The sequence below is a fragment of the Leisingera thetidis genome (genome assembly GCF_025857195.1).
In the GTDB taxonomy this organism is placed as follows: domain Bacteria; phylum Pseudomonadota; class Alphaproteobacteria; order Rhodobacterales; family Rhodobacteraceae; genus Leisingera; species Leisingera thetidis.
In genome coordinates this window covers 889,061-902,836 of the sequence record NZ_CP109787.1, presented here as the reverse complement: position 1 = coordinate 902,836, position 13,776 = coordinate 889,061, and the positions used below count along the sequence as shown (strand labels likewise).

General features: G+C 66.3%; 12 protein-coding genes. 4 read left to right on the top strand and 8 right to left on the bottom strand.

Annotated elements, in window-relative coordinates; genetic code table 11:
* Positions 1-27 precede the first annotated feature (27 nt).
* The 4 genes from OKQ63_RS04235 to OKQ63_RS04220 all read left to right on the top strand — a co-directional run bounded on the left by OKQ63_RS04235 (position 28) and on the right by OKQ63_RS04220 (position 4,996).
* Positions 28-1,335 (top strand): DUF8689 domain-containing protein, encoded by a 1,308-nt coding sequence (locus tag OKQ63_RS04235; protein WP_264212722.1) that lies wholly within the window; start codon positions 28-30, stop codon positions 1,333-1,335.
* Between the two features lie 76 nt (positions 1,336-1,411).
* Positions 1,412-3,829 carry a ligase-associated DNA damage response DEXH box helicase gene (locus tag OKQ63_RS04230; protein WP_264212721.1) on the top strand — a complete coding sequence of 806 codons (2,418 nt, stop codon included), beginning with the start codon at positions 1,412-1,414 and terminating at the stop codon, positions 3,827-3,829.
* Positions 3,830-3,866: 37 nt separating this feature from the next.
* Positions 3,867-4,517: a ligase-associated DNA damage response endonuclease PdeM gene (gene pdeM, locus OKQ63_RS04225; RefSeq protein ID WP_264212720.1), complete on the top strand. Its 651-nt coding sequence runs from the start codon at positions 3,867-3,869 to the stop codon at positions 4,515-4,517.
* Between the two features lie 71 nt (positions 4,518-4,588).
* The gene (locus OKQ63_RS04220) at positions 4,589-4,996 is read left to right on the top strand and encodes a PaaI family thioesterase (protein WP_264212719.1); all 408 of its coding nucleotides are present in this window, start codon (positions 4,589-4,591) and stop codon (positions 4,994-4,996) included.
* Positions 4,997-5,085: 89 nt separating this feature from the next.
* On the opposite strand, the gene folD is transcribed toward OKQ63_RS04220, so the two are convergent.
* The 8 genes from folD to pal all read right to left on the bottom strand — a co-directional run bounded on the left by folD (position 5,086) and on the right by pal (position 13,700).
* Positions 5,086-5,976 (bottom strand): bifunctional methylenetetrahydrofolate dehydrogenase/methenyltetrahydrofolate cyclohydrolase FolD, encoded by an 891-nt coding sequence (gene folD, locus OKQ63_RS04215; RefSeq protein WP_264211508.1) that lies wholly within the window; start codon positions 5,974-5,976, stop codon positions 5,086-5,088.
* A 96-nt stretch (positions 5,977-6,072) separates the two neighbouring features.
* Positions 6,073-6,378, bottom strand: coding sequence for a chorismate mutase (locus OKQ63_RS04210; protein ID WP_264211509.1), 306 nt, complete (start codon positions 6,376-6,378; stop codon positions 6,073-6,075).
* A gap of 59 nt (positions 6,379-6,437) precedes the next feature.
* The gene (locus OKQ63_RS04205) at positions 6,438-8,114 is read right to left on the bottom strand and encodes a formate--tetrahydrofolate ligase (RefSeq protein WP_264211510.1); all 1,677 of its coding nucleotides are present in this window, start codon (positions 8,112-8,114) and stop codon (positions 6,438-6,440) included.
* Positions 8,115-8,302: 188 nt separating this feature from the next.
* Positions 8,303-8,878 carry an MOSC domain-containing protein gene (locus tag OKQ63_RS04200; protein ID WP_264212718.1) on the bottom strand — a complete coding sequence of 192 codons (576 nt, stop codon included), beginning with the start codon at positions 8,876-8,878 and terminating at the stop codon, positions 8,303-8,305.
* Positions 8,879-9,113: 235 nt separating this feature from the next.
* The gene (gene ftsH, locus OKQ63_RS04195; protein WP_264212717.1) at positions 9,114-11,027 is read right to left on the bottom strand and encodes an ATP-dependent zinc metalloprotease FtsH; all 1,914 of its coding nucleotides are present in this window, start codon (positions 11,025-11,027) and stop codon (positions 9,114-9,116) included.
* Between the two features lie 78 nt (positions 11,028-11,105).
* The gene (gene tilS / locus OKQ63_RS04190; protein WP_434086052.1) at positions 11,106-12,257 is read right to left on the bottom strand and encodes a tRNA lysidine(34) synthetase TilS; all 1,152 of its coding nucleotides are present in this window, start codon (positions 12,255-12,257) and stop codon (positions 11,106-11,108) included.
* 98 nt (positions 12,258-12,355) lie between these two features.
* Positions 12,356-13,189 (bottom strand): tol-pal system protein YbgF, encoded by an 834-nt coding sequence (gene ybgF, locus OKQ63_RS04185; RefSeq protein WP_264212715.1) that lies wholly within the window; start codon positions 13,187-13,189, stop codon positions 12,356-12,358.
* 4 nt (positions 13,190-13,193) lie between these two features.
* Positions 13,194-13,700 (bottom strand): peptidoglycan-associated lipoprotein Pal, encoded by a 507-nt coding sequence (gene pal, locus OKQ63_RS04180; protein ID WP_264212714.1) that lies wholly within the window; start codon positions 13,698-13,700, stop codon positions 13,194-13,196.
* Positions 13,701-13,776 lie beyond the last annotated feature (76 nt).

Sequence of the window (13,776 nt, the reverse complement as noted above, 5' to 3'; positions counted from 1 at the left end):
ATCCGCAAATCAGGGACAGGCACCGCCATGAACATGCAGAACCTCACCGTGATGGCCCCTCCCCCGCCCAGGGGGCTGGAGCAGATGCAGCTGCCGCTGGTGATGATGCGGGATATCCTGCTCAAGACCATCTTCCGCAAGAACGTGGAAACGGTGACCGAGATCGCCGAGGCGGTCTGCCTGCCCGGCGCCGTCACCCAGGAGCTGGTGGATATCGCCCGCGAGCAGAAGCTGCTGCAGGCGACCGGCACCCTCAACGCCAACAGCGGCAACGAGATGGGCTATCAGCTGACCGATGCGGGCAAGGCGCGGGCGCTGGATGCGCTCAGCCAGTCGGAGTATTTCGGTGCCATGCCGGTGCCGCTGGCGGTCTACCGCGAACAGGTCAAGCGCCAGTCGATCCGCAACATCCAGGTGACCCGCGACCAGCTGACCAATGCGATGGGGCACCTGGTGCTGCCGAACAGCCTGCTGGACCATCTCGGCCCCGCAGTCAGCGCCGGACGCTCGATCCTGATGTACGGCCCGCCCGGCAACGGCAAATCCTCGATTTCCAACGGCATCCGCGACGCGCTGGGGGATCATGTCTATGTGCCGCGGGCGATCGAATACGCAGGCCAGGTGATCACCGTCTACGACCCGATCGTGCACACCATGGTCGAGCAGGAGCCCGAAGACCCCAACGCCCTCCGCCGCCGCCGCCGCTTCGACGAGCGCTACGTGATGTGCGAGCGCCCCACCGTGATCACCGGCGGCGAGCTGTCGCTGGACATGCTGGACCTGGTCTACAACCCCACGGCCCGCACCTATCAGGCGCCGCTGCAGCTGAAATCCACCGGCGGCATCTTCATCGTCGACGACCTTGGCCGCCAGGCGGAACCGCCGCAGTCTCTGGTCAACCGCTGGATCGTGCCGCTGGAGGAAAGCAAGGACATCCTGGCGCTGCAGTCGGGCGAGAAGTTCGAAGTGCCCTTCGATACGCTGGTGATCTTCTCCACCAACTTCCACCCGAACGAGATCTTCGACCAGGCCGCGCTCCGCCGGATCTTCTTCAAGATCAAGATCGACGGGCCGAACCAGGAAAACTATCTCAAGATCTTTGCCATGGTGGCCCGCAAGAAGGGCATGCCGCTGGACGAAGGCGCGCTGGTGCATCTGCTGAAGAAAAAATACCCCACGATCAGCAACGTCTATGCCAACTACCAGCCGGTGTTCCTGATCGACCAGATGATCGCAATCTGCGAATTTGAGGGCATCCCCTACCAGATGACCCCAGAGCTGATCGACCGCGCCTGGGCCAATATGTTCGTCAAGGATGAACAGATCGTGAAATAACCCGGCCCCAAAGTTTTTTGAAAACTTTGGGCAAAACTATTTAGAAAAGTTTTGCCGCATCACTTACATGGAACGGATGAGCGTTCTGCCATCCGTCATCCAAGAATGGTTCACCTCCCGCGGCTGGTCCATTCACCCGCATCAGCAGGCGATGCTTCAGCGCGCGGCGGCCCCCTGCACGCTGCTGATCGCGCCCACCGGCGGCGGCAAGACGATGGCGGGGTTCCTGCCCACGCTGGCTGATCTGGCAGACGGCCGCCGCGAGGGTCTGCACACGCTCTATATCTCCCCGCTCAAGGCGCTGGCTGCCGACATCAAACGCAACCTGCGCACACCGGTTGCAGAGATGGGCCTGCCCATCCGCATCGACGACCGCACCGGCGACACGCCCGCCAGCCGCAAGCGGCGCCAGCGCGCCGACCCGCCGCATATCCTGCTGACCACGCCCGAAAGCCTGGCACTGCTCACGTCCTACGAGGATGCCGCGCACACCTTCAAAGGGCTGAAGCGGGTGGTGGTCGACGAAATCCATGCGCTGGCCGAAAGCAAGCGCGGCGACCAGCTGATGCTGGCGCTGGCACGGCTGCAAACCCTCTGCCCCGGCCTGCGCCGGGTCGGGCTGTCGGCCACCGTGGACGACCCGCAGGCCATCGCGTCCTATCTCGCCAGCCATCCGGACCCCTGCGAGATCATGCTGGCCGATCCCGGCCCGGCCCCCGATATCCGGATGCTGGAAACCGCCGAACCGCCGCCCTGGGCCGGCGGCGGCGCCGCCTATGCGATCCCGGCAGTGATGGAGCAGATCAAGGCGCACAGAACGACGCTGATCTTCCACAACACCCGCGCCCAGGCCGAAATCTTCTTCCGCAACCTCTGGCTCGCCAATGAGGGCGCGCTGCCGATCGGCATTCACCACGGCTCGCTCGACCGCACCCAGCGCGAGCGGGTCGAGGCCGCCATGGTGCGCGGCGAACTGCGCGCCATCGTCTGCACCGGCTCGCTGGACCTCGGCATCGACTGGGGCGACGTCGACCTGGTGATCCAGATCGGCGCGCCGAAAAACGTGAAACGCCTGGTCCAGCGCATCGGCCGCGCCAACCACCGCTACAACGCGCCGTCCAGAGCGCTGCTGGTCCCCGCCAACCGCTTCGAGGTGGTCGAGTGCCGCGCCGCGCTGGAGGCCGTGCGCGCCGGCGATCTGGATGGTGCGCCGCGCGGCCCCGGTCCCCGCGACGTGCTCTGCCAGCATATCCTGATTGCCGCCTGCGCCGGTCCGTTTGATGCCGCCGCGCTCTACGCCGAAATGACCCGGGCCGGACCCTATGCTGCCCTCGCCCGCGCCGAATTCGATGCCTGCCTCGCCTTCTGCGCCACCGGCGGCTACGCGCTGAAAGCCTATGACCAGTGGCAGCGCCTGCTGCAGCGCCCGGACGGCAATTGGCAGCTGCGCGACCCGCGCGCGGCCGCCCGCATCCGCATGAACCTCGGCACCATTCAGGACAGCGATCTGGTCAAGGTCCGCCTGAAACGCAGCCGCGGCGGCAAGCCCTTGGGCGAGGTTGAGGAAGCCTTTGCCGCCACCCTCACCCCCGGCGACACCTTCCTGATCGGCGGCCGGACCGTGCGCTACGAGGGCTTGCGCGAGATGACTGTGGAAGTCAGCCGCAACCCGGGCCGCAAACCCAGGATCGCCGTGTACTCCGGCACGAAATTCGCCACCTCCACCCAGCTCAGCGCCCGCATCCTGGCGATGTTCAGGCAGGACAGCTGGCCCGGCCTGCCGCGCCACACGGCGGACTGGCTGCAGCTGCAGCGCGAGGTCTCCGAACTCCCCCGCGCGGGCCGCCTGCTGGTCGAAAGCTTCCCGCACGACGGCCGCGAACACGCCTGCATCTACGGCTTTGCCGGCCGCAACGCGCAGCAGACGCTGGGCCTGTTGCTGACCAAGCGGATGGAGGAGCTCGGCCTCGATCCCCTGGGTTTTGTCGCCACCGACTACGCCACCCTGATCTGGGGGCTCGGGGCGCTCACGGACCCGGCGCCGCTGTTCGGCATCACCGCCCTGCGTGACGGGCTGGAGGGCTGGCTGGCTGGCAATGCGGTGATGAAGCGCGCCTTCCGCGGCAGCGCCACCATCGCCGGGCTGATCGAGCGCAACACGCCAGGGCAGCGCAAGAACGGGCGGCAGGCAACGTTTTCCTCCGATATCCTCTACGACACCTTGCGCAAATACGACCCCGACCACCTGCTGCTGGACATCACCCGCGAGGAGGCCCTGCGCGGCCTGGTCGATTTCGGCCGCATCGAGGAGATGATCGCCCACATCGGCGGCCGCATCACCCTCAGGCGGCTGGACCGCATCTCCCCCCTCGCCGCGCCGCTTCTGCTGGAGGCCGGCAAGGTCCCGGTCAAAGGCGCCGCCGAAGAAAAGCTGCTGCAGCGGGAGGCCGAAGCGCTGATGCGGCACTCCGGGCTGGACCAGCTGCCGCGTTGACCCTTGCCTGCGGCGCAGGGACCGCTAAGACCGCAGCATGAACGGCTTCGACTTCTTCCTGGCTGGCGCCCGCCTGACGGCCCTCGGCTCCGGCGCGCTTTGGTGGGCAGAGCAGCGCCTGCTCTGCGTCTCCGATCTGCATCTCGGCAAGTCCGAACGCCACGCCCGCCGCGGCGGCGCTGCCCTGCCGCCTTACGAGGGCCGCGACACGCTTCACCGCCTCGGCACGCTGATCGCTGGCCTCGCTCCGGCCACTGTGGTCTGCCTGGGCGACAGCTTTGACGACGCGGCCGCGGCGGATGCGCTGCCCGGCGCCGAAAGACACACGATCCGCGAGTTGTCGGACGGCCGCCGCTGGATCTGGATCGAGGGCAACCACGACCCCGCCCCGGACGGCTTCGGCGGTGAACGGCACGCCACGCTCCGGCTCGGCCCGCTCAGCTTCCGCCATATCGCCGAACCTCGGGCCACGGCCGAAGTCTCCGGCCATTACCACCCCAAGGCGCGGCTGCGCAGCATCTCCCGCCCGGCGTTCCTCGTAGACACGGACCGCCTGATTCTGCCCGCTTTCGGCACCTACACCGGCGGCCTGCGCAGCAGCGATCCCGCCTTTGCCCCGCTGATGGGCCCCGGCGCCCTGGCCATTCTCACCGGCCCGCGCCCGGTTCCGGTGCCGATGCCGCGCTGAATGGCGCAGCGTCACAGCCGCGGACGGCGCCTGCTCCGCTATGCTGCCCGAAGCAGCAGAAGGACCCCGCAATGGAAAACCGCATCCGCCAGAGTTTCGCCCGGCAAACCATGATGCAGACCCTGGGCGCTGAAATCGTCAGTGTCGCGTCCGGAGAAGTGGCGATCACCGCCCCGATCCTGCCCGGCAGCCGCCAGCAGCATGATGTGGCCCATGCGGCGCTGAGCTTTGCCATCGGCGACACCGCCGCGGGCTACGCAGCACTCACGATGATGCCCGAGGACCGCGAAGTGATGACGGCCGAGATGAAGATCAACCTCCTGGCCCCCGGCGCCGGAAAACTTCTGCGCGCCACCGGCAAGGTTATCAAACCGGGCCGGCGCCTGGTGATCGTCACGGCCGAGGTCCACGCGGTTACAGGTGACAGCGAGACCCTGGTCGCCCTCCTGCAAGGCACCATGGTGCCTGTCTCCGCTTAAACCCCCTCTTTCTTCTTTGAAAAAATACTCCCGCCGGAGGCGTTCCGGCGGGAGTATCTAACCTGAGCGTTGCTGGTCTGCGGCGCCGCTTAGGCGGTCAGCCCTTCCGGCTCGGCCAGGCCGTTGGCACGGCAGCAGGCGGTGACGGTGTTGGCCAGCAGGCAGGCGATGGTCATCGGGCCGACGCCGCCCGGCACCGGGGTGATGGCGCCGGCGCGCTCGGCAGCCGAGGCAAAATCGACATCGCCCACCAGCTTGGTCTTGCCGTCGCGCTCGATGCGGTTGATGCCGACGTCGATCACCGTGGCACCCTCCTTGATCCAGTCGCCCGGCACCATTTCCGGGCGGCCCACCGCGGCCACCACGATGTCGGCGCGGCGCACCACATCGGGCAGATCCCTGGTGCGCGAATGCGCAATCGTCACGCTGCAGCTGTCGCCCAGCAGCAATTGCGCCATCGGCTTGCCGACGATGTTGGAGCGGCCGATCACCACCGCATCCATGCCCGAGAGGGAGCCGTGGTGGTCGCGCAGCATCATCAGGCAGCCCAAGGGCGTGCAGGGCACCATCGACTTCTGGCCGGTGCCCAGCAGGCCGACGTTGGAGATGTGGAAGCCGTCCACGTCCTTCTCCGGCGCGATCGAGTTGATCACCAGGTCCTCGTCCAGGTGCTTGGGCAGCGGCAGCTGCACCAGGATGCCGTGCACGGCGGGATCATTGTTCAGCTGATCGATCAGCCCCAGCAGCTCCTGCTCCGAGATGGTCGGCGCCAGCTTGTGCTCGAAGGAGTTCATCCCCACCTCGACGGTGCTCTTGCCCTTGGAGCGCACATAGACCTGGGAGGCCGGATCCTCGCCCACCAGCACCACCGCCAGCCCAGGGGTGATGCCGTGCTCCGTCTTCAGCCGCGCCACATGCTCGGCCACCTGGCCGCGCACCTTGGCCGCAAAGGCCTTGCCGTCAATCAATGTTGCTGCCATTTGCTCTCTTCCTTTTGCGGGCGCCCCGCAGGCCCTGCGCGCGCCATCAGTCCTTACCTTTGGCCGTGATGCCCCCGCGCAGATCCCGGCCCGGCATCACTCTTCCCGGATCACCCGCGATTCGCGGGCAATCGACCACTCCACCAGCTGCCGCCACAGATCTTCTGCCAGAGCGGGGTCCAGCCCCTGCCCTTCCGCCGCGGCGCGGGCATTCATGACCACTTCCTCGACCCGTTCCGGGATCCGCGCCGGCCAGCCGTTCTGCTGCTTCAGCGCAATCGCCCGGTCGATGTAGCCCGCCCGCTGCGCCAGCATCTGCACCAGCACCCGGTCCAGGTGGTCGATCTGCGCCCGCAGCTCCGCCATCGACTGGCAATCCTGCGGCGGTGTCACTTTGGTCATGTCTTCAAACTCTCACGGCCCGGGGATGGTCCCGGGCCGTGAATTGCGCATATCGCGGCTCAGAACAAGCCTTCGATCTGGCCGTCGTCATTCAGGCGGATGGTTTCCGAGGCCGGCTTGCGCGGCAGGCCGGGCATCGTCATGATCTCGCCGCAGACCGCCACGATGAAGCCGGCACCGGCCGACAGCCGCACTTCGCGCACCGGCACCGAATGGCCCACCGGCGCACCGCGCAAGGACGGGTCGGTCGAGAAGGAGTACTGGGTCTTGGCCATGCAGACCGGCAGATTGCCGTAGCCCGCCTCTTCCCATTCCTTCAGCTGGTTGCGGATCTTGTTGTCCGCCAGCACCTCGTCGGCACGGTAGATGCGCTTGGCGATGGTTTCGATCTTCTCGAACAGCGGCATGTCGTCGGGGTAGATCGGCGAGAAGTTGGCCTGGCCCGCGTCGACGATCTCGACAACCTTCTGCGCCAGATCGGCAGAGCCTTCCGACCCCAGCTCCCAGTGGCGCGACAGCACCGCCTCGACGCCGTGGGTGGCGCAGTAGTCCTTCACCGCCTGCACTTCGGCATCGGTGTCGGTGACGAAGTGGTTGATCGCAACCACCACCGGCACGCCGAAGGATTTGACGTTCTCGATGTGGCGGCCGAGGTTGGCGCAGCCGTTGTTCACCGCGTCGACATTCTCGGCGCCGAGATCCGCCTTGGCGACGCCGCCGTTCATCTTCATCGCGCGCACGGTGGCCACCAGTACCACCGCCGACGGCGCGATGCCTGCCTTGCGGCACTTGATGTTCATGAACTTCTCGGCGCCCAGGTCGGCACCGAAGCCGGCTTCGGTGACCACGTAGTCGGCCACTTTCAGGGCGGTCTTGGTGGCGATCACCGAGTTGCAGCCATGCGCGATGTTGGCGAACGGGCCGCCGTGCACGAAGGCCGGGTTGTTTTCCAGCGTCTGCACCAGGTTCGGCTGCATCGCGTCTTTCAGCAGCACGGTCATCGCGCCTTCGGCCTTGATGTCGCGGCAGTAGACCGGGGTCTTGTCGCGGCGGTAGGCCACGATGATGTCGCCGAGGCGCTTTTCCAGGTCCTTCAGGTCGTTGGCGAGGCACAGGATCGCCATCACTTCCGAGGCCACGGTGATGTCAAAGCCGGCTTCGCGCGGGAAGCCGTTGGACACGCCGCCCAAGCTGGCGGTGATCACCCGCAGGGCGCGGTCGTTCATGTCCACGACCCGGCGCCAGGCGACGCGGCGGGTGTCGATGTCGCACTCATTGCCCCAGTAGATGTGGTTGTCGATCATCGCGCTGAGCAGCGAATGCGCCGAGGTGATCGCGTGGAAGTCGCCGGTGAAGTGGAGGTTCATCTCCTCCATCGGCACCACCTGGGCATAGCCGCCGCCCGCGGCGCCGCCCTTCATGCCGAAGTTCGGGCCGAGGGAGGCTTCGCGGATGCAGATCATCGCGTTCTTGCCGATCCGGTTCAGCCCGTCGCCCAGGCCCACGGTGGTGGTGGTCTTGCCTTCGCCCGCCGGCGTCGGGTTGATCGCCGTCACCAGGATCAGCTTGCCGTCGTCCTTCGACTGCACCGAGTTGATGAACCGCTGCGACACCTTCGCCTTGTCGTGGCCGTAGGGCAGCAGATCGTCATTGGAAATCCCGATCTTCGCACCAATCTCCTGGATCGGTTTCTTCTGCGCTTCCCGCGCGATCTCAATGTCACTCTTGTAGCTCATGGCAAGGTTCCTGCTGAGTTTGCATACGATCGCCGGCACAAGGATGCCGGTTTCGCGATAGACTTAGCCAATATGCGGCAAAACACGCGCGTGATTTCCGACATTATCCTGCCTCGAAGCGGCGTGGGCTCTTTCCCCGCGCCGCTCCCGGTTCCTTAAAGGAAACGCATTCCCCTAAAAGAGGGATGTCAGGGTGCCCAGGCCCGCTGATCCGGCACAAAAAGCGTGCATTCGTTACCCAGGGACAGGGTGCCGGGCCGCTCCACCCAGGCGGTGATTCCCCGGCGGTTCTGCGCCGCCGGTTTGAACCGGGCGCCGAAGCCTGCATGGTCCTTCTCGATCTCCCGGCCCGGCAGCACGCACGGGCGGTTTTCCATATCCACCGTCAGGGTCACCCCGTCCGGCCCCTGCAGGCGCGATGAGGGCGGCACGAAGGTGAAATCCGGGATGCCCCGCAGGACGATGGTGGCGCCGAGATGGGCCGGATCGACACGCTCCATTCCCATCCCGGCGGCGATCTCGGCCAGCTCCTCCTCTGACAGGATCGTAAGCTGGCGCACGTTGCGGATTTCAGTGCCTTCCGGGTAGAGGTTGCGGACCCGCACGCAGGCGCCGCGGTTCTCCCCCTCATGGCGCTCCCCGGCAATGCCGCCGAACCCCATTTCCAGCCGGTCTGCCGGCTCAGCCTGCAGCCCGCCGCCCGCCGGGACCAGGCCCAGCCATATGATTTCCCCCTTGAATCCGCTGTCCCGCAATACTGGCATTCCACGCCTCCACCCTGGTTTGTTGCTGTTCCGGCGCGACGCTACACGCTTTCAAAAGGTGTGCCATCCCGAAAAGGCGCAGCAGATGAAATGCCCGCAATTGCAGGAAGGCAGCAGACGCCCTGCGCCTGCCGGTCCGGCCCCGCGGCCCCGCGGCCCCGCGGCCCGCCAAAAAGGCAAACGCCCCGGAAACCGCAACTGGTTTCCGGGGCGTTTCAATGTCCGGTCAGAAAGCTCAAACCGTCGGCTCAGGCTCCATGCCGCCTTCCGGCGGAGATTTCTTCGGCTTGGCCTTGGGGATTGCGGTCACCGAAGCATTGCCTTCGTCCTCGCCGCCGTCTTCGCCATCATCCGCTTGCGGCGGCTCGCCGTTCATGACGCGTTTGATCTCGTCGCCGGTCAGCGTCTCGTATTCCAGAAGGCCCTGTGCCAGGCGTTCCCACTCGTCATGATGGTCGGTCAGGATCTGGAACGCGCGGTCGTACCCCGCCTGGATGAAGCTCTTCACCTCTTCCTCGATCATCTCCTTGGTATTTGCGGAGACCGAGAAACCGGCCGTGTTGCCCGAGTAGCCTTCATGCGCTTCGGCATAGTCGATATTGCCGACCTTGTCCGACATGCCCCAGCGCATCACCATGGCGCGGGCCAATTGGCTGGCCTGCTGGATGTCGCCGGCCGGGCCGTTGGACACATGGTCCTCGCCGTATTTGATCACTTCAGCCGCCTTGCCCGCCATCGTCATGGCCAGTTTCTGCTGGCATTCATCGCGGTGCCAGTTCAGCCGGTCCATTTCCGGCAGGGACACCACCATCCCCAGCGCGCCGCCGCGCGGAATGATCGTGGCCTTATAGACCGGATCGCATTCCGGCAGAATGTGGCCGACAACCGCGTGTCCGGCCTCGTGATAGGCGGTTTTTTCCTTCTGGTCCTGGGTCAGCACCATCGAGCGGCGCTCGGCCCCCATCATCACCTTGTCCTTGGCTGATTCGAAATCCTCCATGGTGACAAAGCGGCGGCCGACGCGGGCGGCCATCAGCGCCGCCTCGTTGACCAGGTTGGCCAGATCCGCGCCCGAAAAACCGGGGGTGCCGCGGGCGATGATGCGCAGATCCACATCCGGGCCCAGCGGGGTCTTGCGGGCGTGCACGCCGAGGATCTTCTCGCGGCCCTTGATGTCCGGGTTGCCGACGGTGACCTGGCGGTCGAAGCGCCCCGGGCGCAACAGCGCCGGGTCCAGCACGTCCTTGCGGTTGGTGGCGGCCAGGATGATCACGCCCTCGTTGGCCTCGAAGCCGTCCATTTCGACCAGCAGCTGGTTCAGGGTCTGTTCGCGCTCGTCATTGCCGCCGCCATAGCCGGCGCCGCGATGGCGCCCCACGGCGTCGATCTCATCGATGAAGACGATGCAGGGCGCGTTCTTCTTGGCCTGTTCGAACATGTCGCGCACCCGGCTGGCGCCGACGCCGACAAACATTTCCACGAAATCCGAACCGGAGATGGTGAAGAACGGCACGCCGGCCTCGCCCGCGATGGCGCGCGCCAGCAGCGTCTTGCCGGTGCCCGGAGGGCCGACCAGCAGCGCACCCTTGGGGATCTTGCCGCCGAGACGCGAGAATTTCTGCGGGTTGCGCAGGAATTCGACGATCTCTTCCAGTTCTTCCTTGGCCTCGTCGATGCCCGCGACATCGTCAAAGGTCACGCGGCCGTGCTTTTCGGTCAGCATCTTGGCCTTGGACTTGCCGAATCCCATGGCGCCGCCTTTGCCGCCGCCCTGCATCCGGTTCATAAAATAGATCCAGACGCCGATCAGCAGCAGGAACGGCAGCAGCGTGATCAGGAAGGACTGAAAGCCCGACTGCTGCTGCTTTTCGGCCTGAACCGGGATATTCTTTTCGATCAGAAGCGCAGTGACTTCTGCATCGGCCGGCTTGATGGCGACATAGTTCTGGCCGTCCGAGGTCGTGTAGCGCACCTGCTCCCCGTCCAGGACGACACGGCTGACCTTGCCGGTCTCCACCGAACTGACGAAGTCCGAGAAAGTGCGTTCACGGCTCTGCATCGTGCTGCCGGAACCGCTGAACAGATTGAACAGCGCCAGGATCAGCAGAAACAGAACAACCCAAAAGGCGATATTGCGAGCGTTGCCCAAGGAAAGTTCTCCCTATCAGATAGGCGCGCCGCACGGGCCGCCTGCGTTGTGCTTAAAATAAGGATCATTCGGGCAGGTTCAATGCGATAAAAGGGATGCAAAGAACTCTTCTTCGTTTCCCGCCGGAACTGCCGACCATCCGTTCGCCATTCCGGCAGCCGGAGCGGCAATCAATCCGTCTCCGCACCACAGGGCCGGAGTGGCTTCCAGCACGGCGCCCGGAACCCCGGTCGCGCGCCAGTCAGGGCATGCCTGCAGCCCGTGCTGCCCCAATGCCCGCACCTCGCAACCCTTTGCGTCGCCCCCGAAAATCTTCCATCTGCCGTCCCAGACCTGGCCTGGAAGGACGGCCTGGCCGCTTACCGCATTATACTCGCGGCAGATCCAAATCTGCTTGGCAGTGGTCAGCAGCCGGCAGCCTGCCAGGGTGACGGATCCGCCGGTGCGCGCCGCCAGAACCGCTTTTTCCATCGGCACCCGGCGCGGCGGGTAGGAGGCGCCGGAAATCCACTGGATGGCCCGCACCAGCAGCCGGTGGCTGATTTCGCTGGGCAGGGTGCGGAACTTGCGCTGGCACAGGACAACGGCGCCGGCCTGCACATGCGCCAGGTCGCGGGCGGCCAGAAAGACATACCAGTCAAGCGCTTCGCGGGCCTTGGCCATGTTGCGCGCGATCTTGGCAAACACCGCGGGTGTCAGCCCCAGCGGCGCCAGCTCCTGCAGCGCCTTGCGCACCCTTACCCGCTCGAACCGGGTGTCCTCGTTGCTCGGGTCTTCGGCCCAAGCAATGCCGCGGTGCTCCAGATAGGCCCGCAGCTCGCTGCGGGTCACGTCCAGCAGCGGCCGCAGCAAGGTCACGCCATTGTGGGTGCGCCGCTCCGCCATGCCGGACAGACCGGTCACTCCAGAGGCCCGCGCCATCCGCATCAGCACCGTCTCGGCCTGGTCGTCGGCAGTGTGGCCAAGCGCAAGAACCGGGATTTCATGCCGCCGCGCCCAGCGGGTCAGCAGGTCGTACCGCGCCTCGCGGGCCTGCGTCTGCAGGTTGCCCTGCTGCGGGCCCGCCTCCCAGCGCAGCACGTCATGGCTGATTCCCAGCGCCGCGGCGGCCTGCCCCGCGGCGGCGGCCTCCGCCGCCGCCTCCGGACGCAGCCCGTGATCCACGGTTGCCGCAAACAGCTGCACCTCTCCGTCGGCAAAACTTTCGTGCAGCAGATGCAAGAGCGCCATCGAATCACCGCCGCCCGAAACGGCGATTCCCAGCCGGGAAGGAAGAGCGGAACGGAACTGGCCGCGCACCAGAGCCGGGATATTGCGTTCCGCCGCGCTCAAGAACAGCCCAGCTTGGCCATTTCGGCACCCGCCTCTGCTTCAGGCCCTGCCCCGGGAAACCGCACGCCGACCTCGGACAGCGTCACGCAGGCCTGATCAGTCTGGCCCAGGCGGCCAAGGGCCGCACCAAGCTCGAACAGGGCCCTGGGCGCCACCGGTCCCGATGAGTTGCCGGTGAAGGCCGCCAGATAAGCCCGCGCGGCCTCGCGGGTGTCGCCCAGCCCGTCCAGCGCCTTGCCGCGGCTGAACTCGGCTGCGGGCGCCAGCGGGCTGCCCGGATAGGCCTGGTTGAAGGCGGCGAATTTCTCAGCCGCATCCTGATAGAGCCCCTCAGCCAGCAGCTTTTCGGCGGCATCGAAATCCGCCTGCTCGCCGACTGCCAGCTCGCCGGCCGCGGGGGCGCCCGTATCCGCCTGAGCCGTCTCACCACCCGCGGACGGCAGTTCGCCGCCGCCCAGCGTCGTGGTTTCCTTCAGCGCGCCAAGGTCGCCGCCCTCCAGCTCGACCAGACGGAACTCCAGATCGCCAACCCGGTTGGTGCCGTCGGCGACGATGCGGTCGATGCGGTGGCCCAACTCCTCGGTCTGCAGCGTCAGCCGCTGCAGCTCGTTTTCAATCGCGCCGACCCGGTCCAGCACCGTGTCGCCGCCCAGATCCGCAGACGGCGCGCCGGTGGTGGACAGCTCGCGCTTCAGCCGCTGGATCTCCACATGCAGAACGGTCAGCTCCTGACGGATGTCCGCCAGGGTCTGCTTGTCCTGCGCCGCCAGCGGCAGCGGCAGCGGCAGCGCCATCACGGCAGCCAGAAGTGCAGTGCGGAGATGTTTCATGCCGTTATCCTACCAGACCGCCTGCCAGCACAGTCACCGCGCGGCGGTTCTTGGCATAGCAGCTCTCCTCCGAGCAGATCTCCAGCGGGCGTTCCTTGCCGTAGCTCAGCACCTTGATGCGGCTGCCGGCAATCCCCTGCGAGATAAGGTATTCGCGCGCGGCATTGGCGCGCCGGGCTCCGAGCGCAAGGTTGTACTCGCGGGTGCCCTGCTCGTCTGCGTGCCCCTCGATGGTGACCACGTAGTCGGCGTTCCGGGCCAGCCATTGCGATTGGCCCTGCAGCGTCGCCTGAGCCGCCGGAGACAAGGTGGACTGGTCCACCGCAAACAGAACCCGGTCGCCCACGGTCTGCTGGAAATAGGCCGGGCTGGCCGGATCCAGCGCGCCGGCGCCGGCGGCGGCACTTCCGGCCCCGGCGGCACCGCCCAGATCGTCGTCCCACCGGTTGTTGCTGCAGGCCGCCAGCCCCAGCACGGCCACAGCCGCCATTGCTAATTTCATACCGCTCATGTTGTCTGCCTATCCCTTTGCGTTTCTTGACCCGAAATTAACACAAGCCCGGGTTTGGTTCCATGCAGGTATCCCT

Coding starts and splice junctions, on each gene's coding strand:
- pal (WP_264212714.1), bottom strand. CDS start 13,700: ATGAGCGGTATGAAATTAGCAATGGCGGCTGTGGCCGTGCTGGGGCTG.
- OKQ63_RS04210 (WP_264211509.1), bottom strand. CDS start 6,378: ATGACCAAAGTGACACCGCCGCAGGATTGCCAGTCGATGGCGGAGCTG.
- pdeM (WP_264212720.1), top strand. CDS start 3,867: ATGAACGGCTTCGACTTCTTCCTGGCTGGCGCCCGCCTGACGGCCCTC.
- OKQ63_RS04220 (WP_264212719.1), top strand. CDS start 4,589: ATGGAAAACCGCATCCGCCAGAGTTTCGCCCGGCAAACCATGATGCAG.
- ybgF (WP_264212715.1), bottom strand. CDS start 13,189: ATGAAACATCTCCGCACTGCACTTCTGGCTGCCGTGATGGCGCTGCCG.
- folD (WP_264211508.1), bottom strand. CDS start 5,976: ATGGCAGCAACATTGATTGACGGCAAGGCCTTTGCGGCCAAGGTGCGC.
- OKQ63_RS04230 (WP_264212721.1), top strand. CDS start 1,412: ATGAGCGTTCTGCCATCCGTCATCCAAGAATGGTTCACCTCCCGCGGC.
- OKQ63_RS04235 (WP_264212722.1), top strand. CDS start 28: ATGAACATGCAGAACCTCACCGTGATGGCCCCTCCCCCGCCCAGGGGG.
- tilS (WP_434086052.1), bottom strand. CDS start 12,257: ATGGCGCTCTTGCATCTGCTGCACGAAAGTTTTGCCGACGGAGAGGTG.
- OKQ63_RS04205 (WP_264211510.1), bottom strand. CDS start 8,114: ATGAGCTACAAGAGTGACATTGAGATCGCGCGGGAAGCGCAGAAGAAA.
- OKQ63_RS04200 (WP_264212718.1), bottom strand. CDS start 8,878: ATGCCAGTATTGCGGGACAGCGGATTCAAGGGGGAAATCATATGGCTG.